At 73.2% G+C, this 12165-nt stretch carries 12 protein-coding genes; all 12 read right to left on the bottom strand.

The features are described from left to right. Positions 1 to 3 precede the first annotated feature (3 nt). The gene (der, locus tag J3P38_RS11115) at positions 4 to 1392 is read right to left on the bottom strand and encodes a ribosome biogenesis GTPase Der (RefSeq protein WP_210503707.1); all 1389 of its coding nucleotides are present in this window, start codon (positions 1390 to 1392) and stop codon (positions 4 to 6) included. Between the two features lie 5 nt (positions 1393 to 1397). Then, the gene (locus J3P38_RS11110; protein ID WP_210503706.1) at positions 1398 to 2147 is read right to left on the bottom strand and encodes a lysophospholipid acyltransferase family protein; all 750 of its coding nucleotides are present in this window, start codon (positions 2145 to 2147) and stop codon (positions 1398 to 1400) included. Continuing rightward, complete coding sequence (gene cmk / locus J3P38_RS11105; protein ID WP_210503705.1) at positions 2144 to 2821, bottom strand: (d)CMP kinase; 678 nt, start codon at positions 2819 to 2821, stop codon at positions 2144 to 2146. The genes J3P38_RS11110 and cmk overlap by 4 nt, the downstream gene beginning before the upstream one ends. Before the next feature lie 11 nt (positions 2822 to 2832). Beyond that, positions 2833 to 3918, bottom strand: a complete 1086-nt coding sequence (locus J3P38_RS11100) for a prephenate dehydrogenase (protein ID WP_210503704.1) — start codon at positions 3916 to 3918, stop codon at positions 2833 to 2835. After that, positions 3911 to 4288, bottom strand: coding sequence for a chorismate mutase (gene aroH / locus J3P38_RS11095; RefSeq protein WP_210440861.1), 378 nt, complete (start codon positions 4286 to 4288; stop codon positions 3911 to 3913). The genes J3P38_RS11100 and aroH overlap by 8 nt, the downstream gene beginning before the upstream one ends. 26 nt (positions 4289 to 4314) lie before the next feature. After that, entirely contained in the window at positions 4315 to 5118 is an 804-nt protein-coding gene (locus J3P38_RS11090; RefSeq protein ID WP_210503703.1) for a pseudouridine synthase, read from the bottom strand. Then, positions 5115 to 5912, bottom strand: coding sequence for an SMC-Scp complex subunit ScpB (gene scpB / locus J3P38_RS11085; RefSeq protein ID WP_307807861.1), 798 nt, complete (start codon positions 5910 to 5912; stop codon positions 5115 to 5117). The genes J3P38_RS11090 and scpB overlap by 4 nt, the downstream gene beginning before the upstream one ends. After that, positions 5909 to 6817, bottom strand: a complete 909-nt coding sequence (locus J3P38_RS11080) for a segregation/condensation protein A (RefSeq protein ID WP_210503702.1) — start codon at positions 6815 to 6817, stop codon at positions 5909 to 5911. Before J3P38_RS11080 ends, scpB begins: the two co-directional genes overlap by 4 nt. After that, a complete protein-coding gene (locus J3P38_RS11075; protein WP_210440858.1) occupies positions 6814 to 7230 on the bottom strand; it encodes a hypothetical protein in 417 nt (138 codons plus the stop codon). The genes J3P38_RS11080 and J3P38_RS11075 overlap by 4 nt, the downstream gene beginning before the upstream one ends. After that, positions 7215 to 8195, bottom strand: coding sequence for a ParA family protein (locus J3P38_RS11070; protein WP_210504018.1), 981 nt, complete (start codon positions 8193 to 8195; stop codon positions 7215 to 7217). Before J3P38_RS11070 ends, J3P38_RS11075 begins: the two co-directional genes overlap by 16 nt. Before the next feature lie 339 nt (positions 8196 to 8534). Continuing rightward, positions 8535 to 9419 (bottom strand): hypothetical protein, encoded by an 885-nt coding sequence (locus tag J3P38_RS11065; RefSeq protein ID WP_210503701.1) that lies wholly within the window; start codon positions 9417 to 9419, stop codon positions 8535 to 8537. Between the two features lie 133 nt (positions 9420 to 9552). Then, on the bottom strand, positions 9553 to 12153 hold the full coding sequence (locus tag J3P38_RS11060; RefSeq protein ID WP_210503700.1) for a DEAD/DEAH box helicase: 2601 nt from the start codon (positions 12151 to 12153) through the stop codon (positions 9553 to 9555). Positions 12154 to 12165 lie beyond the last annotated feature (12 nt).

Below are 12165 nucleotides of genomic sequence, written 5' to 3'. Positions count from 1 at the left end.
CGGTCAGCGCTTGCGCTTCTCGCGCGGCTTCTGCTGGATGACGATCGGGGTGCCGACGAAGCCGAACTCCTCGCGCAGCCTCCGCTCGATGAAGCGCTCGTAGGCGGCGTCGAGCTTGCCGGTCGTGAACAGCACGAAGGTCGGCGGAGCCGTCGACGGCTGGGTGGCGAACAGGATCTTGGGCTGCTTGCCGCTGCGCACGGGGTGCGGGTGCTCCGAGACGAGGCGGCCGAGGAAGGTGTTCAGCGCACCGGTGCCGACGCGGGTCTCCCAGCCTTCGAGGGCCTTGTCGATGGCCGGCACCAGCCGGTCCACGTGCCAGCCGGTCCGGGCGGTGAAGTTGATGCGCGGCGCCCACCGCACCTGCACGAGGTCACGCTCGATCTCGCGCTCGAGGTAGTAGCGGCGCTCCTCGTCGACGAGGTCCCACTTGTTGAAGGCGATGACCATCGCGCGGCCGGCGTCGCGGATGGTCTGGATGATCCGCATGTCCTGCTCGGAGACGGTCTGGCTGGCGTCGAGCACCAGGACGGCGACCTCGGCCCGGTCGATCGCGGTGGTGGTCCGCAGCGAGGCGTAGTACTCGTGGCCCGACGCCTGGTTGACCCGCTTGCGGATCCCCGCGGTGTCGATGAAGCGCCAGGTGCGGTCGCCGAGGGTGATCAGCTCGTCGACCGGGTCCACGGTGGTGCCGGCTGCGTTGTCGACGACGACCCGGTCCTCCTTGGCCAGCATGTTCAGCAGGGACGACTTGCCCACGTTGGGCTTGCCCACGATCGCGATGCGGCGCGGTCCCCCGACCTCGTCGAAGCTCTCCGCAGGCGTCTCGGGCAGGGCCTCGAGGATCGCGTCGAGCATGTCGCCGGAGCCCCGGCCGTGCAGCGCGGACACCGCGAACGGCTCCCCGAGCCCGAGGTTCCACAAGCCGTGGGCCTCGGCCTCGGTGCGCTGGTCGTCGACCTTGTTGGCGGCCAGGACGACCGGCTTGCCGGACTTGCGCAGGATGCGGACGACCGCCTCGTCGGAGTCGGTGATCCCGACGGTCGCGTCCACCACGAACAGCACCGCGTCGGCGAGCGAGACGGCGACCTCGGCCTGGGCGGCGATGCGCTCGGCGAGTCCGCGGGCGTCGGGGTCCCAGCCGCCGGTGTCGACGACGGTGAAGGCCCGGCCGTTCCAGTTGGCGTCGTAGGAGACGCGGTCGCGGGTGACGCCGGGCCGGTCCTCGACGACCGCCTCGCGGCGTCCGATGATCCGGTTGACCAGCGTGGACTTGCCGACGTTGGGCCGGCCGACGACCGCCAGGACGGGGGTCGGGCCGGTCGGGTCCTCGGCGCCGGCGGGACCGCCGGCGGACGGCGACTCGACGCGTGCGGCGTCGTGCTCAGTCATGGTGCTCACAGCTCTCTGGAAGGCTCGACGAGCCCGGTGTCGGGGTCGTCCTGGGATTGTCCCGCAGGAAGGGGCCCGGGCAAGGATCGGCGCGTGTCGGCCAGCGCTCGGGCCAGCTCGGACAGCATGTGCCCCTTGAGCAACACCGAGGTGGCGGCGACGTGTTCCCGCGTGCGCGGCCAGGGCTGCTGTGTCGTCCGCCACGGCTCACCGACGACCACGTCGATCTGCGCGCCGCGAGGCGGGAGCGCGCCGAGACCCCCGCCCGGCGGGCGGGTGCCGACCAGCGTCACCGGCACGACCGGCGCGCCGGTGACCAGGGCCAGGTAGGCCGCACCGTGGTGGAACCGGTGCAGCTCGCCGTCGCCGCGCCTGCCCTCGGGGAAGATGCCCAGCACTCCCCCGTCGCGGAGCACGCGCAGCGACGAGCGGACCGCACCCGGGTCGGGGTGGAACCGGTCCAGCGGGATCTGCCCCGTGCGCCGCAGGAGGCCGGCGAGCGGTCCGGCGAACATCTCCGCCTTGGTCAGCGCGTGCACCGCTCGCGGCGCGACGACCGCGAGGAGGGGGCCGTCCACGACGCCGAGGTGGTTGGCGGCCAGGATCACCCCGCCCGTCGCCGGCAACCGTTCCGCGTGGTGCACCTGCACCCGCCAGAGCCGGCGGACCAGCCAGGCGCCCACGGGCCGGACCGCGCGGAGCGGGCGGGTCGGCGGGTGCGCGTCGGCGCTCGCCGGGAGCTCCGCACGCGTCACGCCCGGCCAGCCTCCGACGCGAGGCCGACGATGCGGTCGATGACCTCCGCGAGCGTCAGGTGGGTGCTGTCGACGTGCACGGCGCCCTCGGCCACCGTCAGCGGCGCCGTCGCCCGGCCGGAGTCGATCCGGTCGCGCTCGAGGAGCGACTGCTGCGTGCTGGCGACGTCGGTGCCGCCCTGCTCGGCCGTACGCCGCTGGGCGCGCGCGTCGGGGTCGGCGCTCAGGTACACCTTCACCTCGGCCTGGGGCCACACCACCGAGCCGATGTCGCGACCCTCGACGACGATGCCGCCGTCACCGATGACCTCGCGCTGGAGGGCGAGCAGGCGGGCCCGCACCTCGGGGACGACGCTCACGGGGCTCACGGCTGCCGTCACGTCCTCCCCGCGGATGGCCACCGACACGTCCTCGCCGTCCACGGTGATGGTCGGGGCGAGCGGGTCGGTGCCGGACTCGATCGCCGGCCGGTGCGCGACGGCGGCGACCGCCGCCTCGTCGCGGACGTCGACGCCCTCGCGCAGCAGCCACCAGGTGAGCGCCCGGAACATGGCGCCGGTGTCGAGGTAGCGCAGGCCGAGGCGCTCGGCGACCCCTCGCGAGGTGCTCGACTTGCCGGAGCCGGACGTGCCGTCGACGGCGATGACGAGGGACGGGGTGTCGGCGTGGGTCACGGGCGAGAAGATTACCGGTGGGTCGTCCACCCGCGGGACTCCAGCGCCGCCAGCAGCCGCTCCGCGCTCCCCCGCTCGACGACCAGCTCGGTCAGGCCCACCGGACGTGCCGGGTCGTGGTCGATGCGCACGTCCTCGATGTTGACGCCGATCTCGCCGGCGTCGCCGAAGAGGCGCGCCAGCTCCCCGGGGTGGTCCGGGACGGCCACGAAGACCGACCGGGTCGGCCGGGCGGGGCCGCCGTGCTTGCCAGGGATCGCCGCGGTGCCGGCGTTGCCCCGGGTGAGGATCTCGACGAGGCCGGTCCCCGCGCCCGCGGCCACAGCCGCCATCAGGGCGTCGAGGTCCGAGCGCACCTCGCCCAGCAGGTCGAGCACGGCCTCGCTGTTGGCACCCAGGATCTGCTGCCACAGCGCCGGGTCGCTGGCGGCCACGCGCGTGACGTCGCGCACGCCCTGCCCCGACAACGCGAGGTGCTCGGCCGGTGCCGCTGCGAGGCGACCGGCGACCAGCACCGCGGCGAGGTGCGGCAGGTGGGAGGTGCGGGCCACCGCCCGGTCGTGCTCGGCGGGGTCCATCCGCAGCGGCGCGGCGCCGCACTCGAGCACGAGCGCCTCGACCAGCCCCACCGCGTCGGGCGACGACGACGGGTGCGGGGTGATCGCCCACGGACGCCCGTCGAACAGCGCGGCGCTGGCAGCCAGCGGGCCGGAGCGCTCGCTGCCCGCCATGGGGTGGGACCCGACGTACCGGACGAGCTCCGTCGGGCCGACCCGGGCGGACACCGCCGCGAGCGGGGCCGCCTTGACGCTGCCGACGTCGGTGACGACCGCGTCGGTGCGGCCGAGCGCGTCGACGACGGCGTCGGCCACGGCCGCGGGCGGCACGGCCACGACGACGAGCTGCGGCCGGTCGGTCGACGCCACCGCCCGGCCGGCACCGAGCCCGTGGGCGGTGCGCACGTTCTCGGCGGAGGTGTCGCGCAGCACGACCTCCATGCCGAGGCGGCTGCAGACCAGCGCGATCGACGTGCCGATCAGGCCGGCGCCGACGACCTCGACCGGCCCGACGAGCGCGGGCAGGTCATCCTCAGTCATGGCTGGTCGTCCGCGCGAGGTCCCGGCGCAGGTTGGCGGCGCCGTGGAGGTAGGCGTGGGTGATGTCCGAGCGCGCGAGGTCGGTCTCGACGTGCGCCATCAACCGCACGACGCGCGGCATGGACCCCTCGATCTCCAGCTCGCGGGCGCAGACCAGAGGGACGTCGGAGAAGCCGAGCTGGCGCGCAGCGTACGCGGGGAACTCGCTGGTCAGGTCGCTGGTCGCGGTGAAGATGATCGAGATGAAGTCGTCGACCTCGAGGCCGTTGGCCTCCATCACGTCGGTGACCAGCTCCGCCACCCGGTCCAACATGTGCTCGCGGGTGTCCACCTCGAGCTGGGTCGCCCCGCGCACTGCCCTCACTGCCACGGCCACGAGCCTACGGGCTCGCCGGCTCAGAGCCGCGCGCTGTCCATCAGCTCGCCGAGCTCGGCGACCGTGAGCTCGCGCATCTCCCCCGAGCGCAGCCGGGCGAGGGTGATCGGACCGATCTGCGTGCGGGTCAGCCGACGGACCGGGTGCCCCACGTGGGCCAGCAGACGTCGCACGATCCGGTTGCGCCCCTCGTGGATGGTGAGCTCGACGATGGAGCGCTGGCTGCCCTCGCGGCGCGGGTCGCCCCCGACGACGCGCGCGTGGGTCACCGTGACCGGACCGTCGTCGAGCGTGACGCCGGCGAGGAGCTGGCGGACGGTGCGCACGTGCACCTCGCCCTCGACCTCGGCGACGTACGTCTTGTCCACCTCGTGCGAGGGGTGAGCGAGGTGCTGGGCGAAGTCGCCGTCGTTGGTGAGGATGATGAGGCCCTCGGTGTCGGTGTCGAGGCGACCGACGTGGAAGAGCCGCTCGGGCCGGTCGGCGACCAGGTCGCCCAGCGTGCGCCGCCCCTCGGGGTCCGACATCGTCGAGACCACCCCGCGCGGCTTGTTGAGCACGAGGTAGACCTTGTCGCTGATCGGCGGCAGCCGCTTGCCGTCGACCCGGATCACGGCGGTGCGCGGGTCGACCTTGGTGCCGAGCCGGGTGACGACCTCGCCGTCCACCTCGACGAGGCCGTCGAGCATCAGCTCCTCGCACTTGCGGCGGCTCGCGACGCCGGACTGGGCGAGGAGCTTCTGCAGGCGGATGAGCCCGTCATCGTCGGTGTCCGGACGCTGCGAGGCCGGCTGGTCGTTGTCGGGTGCGTCGTGGGGCCTCATGCGATCTCCGTCCCGCCGTCGGGCTCGGTGCCGGCACCGCTGTGCGGGGACGGGTGGTGTCCGTCCCGGGTCGGCGCCGCCGGGGACGACGACGGAGCTTCGGCGCGGGCGCGCCCGGGCACCGGCTCGGTGGCTGCGGGCGCGTCGAGGGCCGCGACGCTCGCGAGCTCGTCCTCGAGGTCGTCCATGTCGGGGAGGTACGGCGCCAGCTCGGGCAGCTCCTCGAGGGAGGTGATCCCGATGCGCTCGAGGAAGTACGACGTCGTCCGGTACAGGTTCGCCCCGCTCTGCTCGTCCTGGCCGGCCTCCTCCACCAGCCCGCGGCTCAGCAGCGTGCGCATGACGCCGTCGACGTTCACGCCGCGGATCGCGGACACCCGCGCCCGGGAGACGGGCTGCTTGTAGGCGACGACGGACAGCGTCTCGAGCGCCGCCTGGGTGAGGCGGGCCTGCTGGCCGTCGAGGACGAAGGCCTCCACGACCCCGGCGAGCTCGGGGCGGGAGTAGAAGCGCCAGCCCCCGGCCACCGCACGCAGGTCGAACCCGCGGCCCTGCGCGGTGTACTCCGCGGCGAGCGCCTCCAGCGCTGCCGCGACCTCGTCCACCGGGTGCCCCACGACCGAGGCCAGCCGGACGGTGCTGAGGGGCTCGTCGGAGACCATGAGGATCGCCTCGAGGGCAGGACGCAGCTCGACCACGGCGACGGCCAGGGTGTCGATGTGCTGGTCGGCGTCCTCGTGCGCCAGCGGTGCGTCGACCTCGGCCTCGCGGGACGGGTCGGGCTGCTCGGTCACTGGTCCTCCTCGGGCTCGCCGGCGGTCGCCGGCGGCGTACGTGCCTGTCCATCTTCGTCCTCCGGCGCCGCGCCGTCGAACTCGTCGGTGATCTCGACGTCGCCCTCCTCGGCGCCGGTCCAGCGCACCGTCAGCTCCCCCAGCGGGGTCACCTGGTCGAAGGACACGGCACCTTCGCGGAAGAGCTCGAGCAGCGAGAGGAAGCGCGCGACCGTGGTGAGCCGGTCGGGTGAGTCCCCACACAGGGCGCGGAACGTCATCGTGCCGCCGCGGCGCAGCCGGTCGACCACGAGCTGGGCCTGCTCGCGGACGCTGACCCTGGCGGCGTGGATGTGCTGCAGCGACACCTCGAGCATCGGCTTGGGCTCCATCGCCTTCGCCGCCAGCTGCGCGAACTGCTCGAGGCCGATGCCGATCAGCACCTCCGGCAGGAGCGAGGCGAAGCGCTCCTCGAGACCGACCGCGCGGGCGTGGCGCCGCGACTCCGCCGCGAGCCGCTCCTCCAGCACCGAGGCCACCTGCTTGAAGGCCCGGTACTGCAGGAGCCGGGCGAACAGCAGGTCGCGCGCCTCCAGCAGTGCGAGGTCCTCCTCGTCCTCGACGTCGCCCTGGGGCAGCAGGCGGGCGGCCTTGAGGTCGAGCAGCGTCGCTGCGACGACGAGGAACGACGTGGTCTGCTCGAGGTCCCAGGCGTTGCCGAGGTTCTTCACGTGCGCGATGAACTCGTCGGTGACCTGCGACAGCGCCACCTCGGTGATGTCGAGCTTGTGCTTGGCGATGAGCCCGAGCAGCAGGTCGAACGGTCCCTCGAAGTTGTCCAGGCGCACGGCGAACGCCGGAGCGTCGCTGCCCGGTTCGAGCGGGGCGTCGGCGGGACCGGTGACGAGTCGGGGTGCGGGGCTCACTCGTCGAGCAGCCGCTGCACCAGCGCGCTGTCCGCGCCGCGGGTCTCCAGGTCGGCCAGCACGAGGGCCAGCGCCTCGCGCACCAGCCTGCCCCGGTCGACGGCCAGGCCGTGCGAGCGACGCAGGGTCAGCCGGGCGTGCTCGATGTCGAGGAGCTCGTCGGAGGTGACGTAGACCGTCATCTTCTCGTCGTGGCGGACCCGGCCGCTCGGCCTGCGGGGCCCGGCAGGCTCAGCGGCGTCGGCGACCGCGCGCACCCGCCGCGATCGCTGCCCGCCGGCCGACGACCCGGCCTCGCTCGCGCCGGCCGCACCGGCCGCGCCCGAGGCGTCGCTGCCGCCGCCGGCGTCGGTCGGGTCGACGGTTGGCCGGAACAGGTCGTCCGCGGCCGGCATGCTCACTCGGCGGGCCATCGGGTCAACACCTCCTTGGCGAGCTGGCGGTACGCCTCGGCGCCGGTCGAGGACGAGGCGTACGACGTGATCGGCTCGCCCGCGACCGTCGCGTCGGAGAACTTGACCGTCCGGCGGATGACGGTGTGGAACACCTTGTCGCCCCAGGCGGACACGAGGCGCTCCATGACCTCACGGCTGTGGAGCGTCCGTCCGTCGAACATCGTCCCGAGCACGCCGTCGATCTCGAGCTTCGGGTTGAGCCGCTCGCGGACCTTGTCGATGGTCGTCTTGAGCAGCGCCACGCCACGCAGGGCGAAGTACTCGCACTCCAGCGGGACGATGACCCCGTCGGAGGCGGTCAGCGCGTTGACCGTGAGCAGGCCCAGCGAGGGCTGGCAGTCGATGAGGACGACGTCGTACCGGTCCAGCGCCGGCGCCAGCACCCGCTGGAGGGTCTGCTCGCGGGCCACCTCGTGCACCAGCTGCACCTCGGCGGCCGAGAGGTCGATGTTGGAGGGCAGCAGGTCCATGCCCGGGATCCCGGACGGCACCACGACGTCGTCGAGGGTGACCTCGCGGTCCATGAGCAGGTTGTAGATGGTCAGGTCCATATCGTGCGGGTTCAGGCCGAGGCCGACCGACAGCGACCCCTGCGGGTCGAAGTCGACGAGCAGCACCCTCCGTCCGAACTCGGCCAGCGAGGCACCGAGGTTGATGGTGGTCGTGGTCTTGCCCACGCCGCCCTTCTGGTTGCACATCGCGATCACCCGCGCGCGTCCGTGCTCGGCCACCGGGCCCGGCTCGGGGAAGACCGGCATCGGCCGCCCGGTCGGGCCGAGCGCGACGTCGGCGGCAGGGCCGGCGGACGGGCTCTCGAGGGGGCGTTCGAAGGGGATCGGCTGGGTCACGGTGTGCTCGTCTCGAGGCGTCGGGCGGGGCTGGGCGGCTGGATCCGGCTGCGGTGGTCGCACGAGGGGTGGCATCTCGTGGGCGCTGCCGCCGTCCGGACCGGGGAGTCCCGCACCGCTCATGTGTCAGCTCCTTCGCGCTCGCGCACGCATCGATTCCAGGCACCGATTGGACCATGCCGAGGGCCGCCGGCTTTGTCGACACGTCGACAGTTCCGCGACCGATTTCGCGCCAGCTCCAGGGCGCGCGGCCGAGTGGGCGCACACCTCTCGTCCCGCCCCGACGGCCGGCCGGACCTGGGCGCAGCGCCGCACGCGCAGCGCAGCGCAGCGGCGAACACCGCACTGCGGCGGCGCCGGGTACGTGCGCGCGCGAGACGACTGGCCCCGAGGGCCGCCGCGGGGTGCAGTCGGTCAGCTGACCCGGGTGCACCCGTCGAGCCGCAGCGCCCGCGCGACGGCCGCCTCGTAGGCGTCGAGGTCCCGCACTCCCCGCTCCCAACTGTCCAGCCACATGCTGGTGGCCTCCTCCGGGGTCAGCTGGCCCAGGCGCAGCATGTCCATGTGGTGGATGTGCTCCCTCCACGTGCCGACCGACACCTGGGCCGCGGTGAGGGCGTCCATCGCCGCCTGCACGTCCCGCGCACACCCCGGGAGCTCCTCGGCGCCGGGGGCCAGCAGTCCGGGAGTCGGGCAGTCGACGCCTTCTTGGCGCGCCTCTGCCACGGCGGCGTCGAACGCTCGCACGCGTCGTTGGGCGCCGAGCCGCGTCCTCTCCCAGAACTCCGTAGCCTGCTGCAGGGTGATCTCGCCGAGCACCAGCTTGTTCATCGCCCCGACGTGCACGGCCCACTGGTCGAGCGCGGGCTGGGCCGCCTCGAGGGGGTTGCGAAGCGACTGCTCGGCACTGACGCAGCGCGAGAGCCGGGTAGCGACGGTGCGGACGGTCGGATCGGTCGCCTCAGCCTCTCCCTGGACCTCCGCCGACACGGACTCGGCGTCCGCGGTCGGCGCCGGGTCGTCGCTTCCTCCGGTGAGGGCGCTCCAGATCAGCACCAGGGCCACGGTGGTGGCCACGCCGACGAGACCCGCAGCGACGAGTGCCCCGCGGCTCGTGCCGCCGGCTGGAGTAGTCCAGCCGTCCTCTGCCGTGTCGCCGTCGCGCCACTCGTCGGACGACGTCGCTCCGGCTGGGTCCGCACCGGCGCCGTCGTAGGCCTCGTCGGGGTCGCGCGCTTCGTCGTGCTCGTAGACCTCGTCCTGCTCGTCGTGCTGGCGGTCGTCCTGCTCGTCGCGCATGCCTGTCACCCCCGGAGAGCGGTCGTCTCCTCGCACGCTACGTCCCAGTTCCGCCCTCCGCTCCCCCAAAATCGGGGACGTCGGACCTCCGAGGACCGGCGCGGAGAGAGGGCTGGGGCGCCCGGCGTGGCGATCAGCCGAGACGTCTCATGGCGACCGTCGCGAGCACGAGCTCGCCGGCCTCGTCGGTCGCGTCGCAGTCGACGACGGCCTCGATGACCCAGTCGTGGTGCCCCTCGGGGTCGTGGAGGGTCTGGCGTACGTCGCGCAGCCGCGCCGTCGTGCCGTCCTCGGCGCCGACGGCCTCGCCGGTCCGCTCCTCCCCCACGACCAGCAGGTCGGGGCCGCGGGCGTCGGCGTCGGTCAGGACCGTGTCGTGCTCGGCGTAGTAGTCCTCCAGGGCGGCGTCCCACACGGAGCGGCCGACGACGACCCGGCGAGGCGGGTCGGTGCGGTCGGCAGCGGCGCGCTCGAGACGGACCAGCCCGTCGAGGTCGTCGCGTGCGACGGCCTCGACGCGCGCCCACATCGCGTTGCGGAGCATGACGCGGAAGGGCCGCTCCTGCCGGGAGAGGGGCCGCGGCGGGGGCGGCGGCTCGTGGTGCGCGACCGCACTGGGTGCGTGGTCGGGGTCCGACAACGCCTCCCACTCGTCCAGCAGCGAGGAGTCGGTCTGCCGCACGGTCTCGCCCAGCCACTCGATCACGTCGTCGACCTCGGGTGAGCGGTGCGCCTCCGGCACCGTCTGCCTCAGGGTGCGGTAGGCGTCGGTGAGGTAGCGCAGCACGAGTCCCTCGGAGCGGGCCAGCTGGTAGCGACCGACGAAGTCGGTGAACCCCATGCCGTCCTCCCACATCTCGCGCACGACCGACTTCGGCCCGAGGGCGTCGTCGGGAAGCCACGGGTGGGTCTCGCGGTAGGTGGCGTAGAGGGCCTCGAGGAGCTCGCGCAGCGGCTGCGGCCAGGTGATCTCCTCCAGCAGCGCCATCCGTTCGTCGTACTCGAGGCCGTCGGCCTTCATCTCGGCGATCGCCGCGCCGCGGGCGGCGTGCTGCTGGGCCATCAGGATCTGGCGCGGCGCCTCGAGGACGGCCTCCACCACCGAGACCACGTCGAGGCCGTACGTCTCGGACTCCGGGTCGAGCACGTCGAAGGCGGCCAGCGCGAAGTGCGCCAGCGGCTGGTTGAGCGCGAAGTCCTCGGGCAGGTCGAGGGTCAGCACATAGCGCCGGCCGTGCTCGTCGGGCTCGTCGAGGCGGGTGATGATGCCGGTGCGGACGAGGGACCGCGCGAGCCGCAGCGCGCGACGGGCCAGGCGCGCGCGGCCGCGGGGGTCCTCGTGGTTGTCGGTGGTCAGCCGGCGCATCACCGCGAACGCGTCCTCCTCGCGGGAGACGACGTTGACCAGCATCGCGTTGTCCACCTTCATCCGGCTCGTCAACCGCTCCGGCACACCGGCGACCAGCTTGTCGAAGGTCTGCTCGGTCCACACGACCGTGCCCTCGGGCGCCTTCTTGAGCTGCGCCTTGGACTTCTTCCTCCCGGCCGCGACACGCGCCGCCGCCTTGGCCTTGGCCTGCTCGTTCTCGATGACGTGCTCCGGCGCCTGGACCACGACGTACCCCGCGGTGTCGTAGCCGGCACGCCCGGCCCGGCCGGCGATCTGCTGGAACTCCCGCGTCCGCAGCACCCGCTGCCTGTTCCCGTCGAACTTCGCGAGGCCGGTGAAGAGCACCGTGCGGATCGGCACGTTGATGCCGACCCCCAGCGTGTCGGTGCCGCAGATGATCCGCAGCAGCCCGGCCTGGGCGAGCGTCTCGACCAGCCGGCGGTACTTCGGCAGCATGCCCGCGTGGTGGACGCCGATCCCGTTGCGCACCAGCCGCGACAGGGTCTTGCCGAAGCCGGCACCGAAGCGGAACGCACCGATCCGCTCGGCGATCGCGTCCTTGTCGACCTTGGCAGGCGGGTGCCGCAGGAGGTTGGTGGCGTGCTCGACCGCGGCCGCCTGCGTGAAGTGCACGACGTAGACCGGGTCCTGACCCGTGACGACGAGCTCCTCGAGGGTGTCGTCCAGCGGCTCCATCGACCAGCGGAAGCTCAACGGCACGGGGCGCTCGGCGTCGTCGACGACAGCGGTGTCCCGCCCCGTGCGCCGCAACAGGTCCTCAATGAAGAACGAGACGTCACCCAGGGTGGCCGACATCAGCAGGAACTGCGCGTCCACGAGCTCGAGCAGCGGCACCTGCCAGGCCCACCCGCGGTCGCCCTCGGAGTAGAAGTGGAACTCGTCCATCACGACGAGCCCCACGTCGGCCGAGCGGCCCTCGCGCAGCGCGATGTTGGCGAGCACCTCCGCGGTGCAGCAGATGATCGGGGCGTCCGGGTTGACCGCGGCGTCACCGGTGAGCATCCCGACGTTGTCGGCCCCGAAGACCTCGATGAGCGCGAAGAACTTCTCGCTCACCAGCGCCTTGATGGGGGCGGTGTAGAAGCTGACCTCGTCGCGGGCCATCGCGGCCACGTGCGCCCCGATGGCGACCAGCGACTTGCCGGACCCGGTCGGCGTCGCCAGGACCACGTGGTTGCCGCCGAGCAGCTCGATCACGGCCTCGTCCTGGTGCGGGTAGAGGTCGAGCCCCTGGTCGCTCACCCAGCCGGTGAAGGCGTCGTACACCGCGTCCGGGTCGGCGCCTGTGGGGACCCTCGTGTCGAGGCGCGCTGCAGCCGGCATGCGTCGATCCAA

It is taken from the genome of Nocardioides xinjiangensis (assembly GCF_017916455.1).
Taxonomy (GTDB): Bacteria; Actinomycetota; Actinomycetes; order Propionibacteriales; family Nocardioidaceae; genus Nocardioides; species Nocardioides xinjiangensis.
Note: the sequence above shows the minus strand (reverse complement) of the source record. Positions and strands in the feature narration are given on the sequence as shown.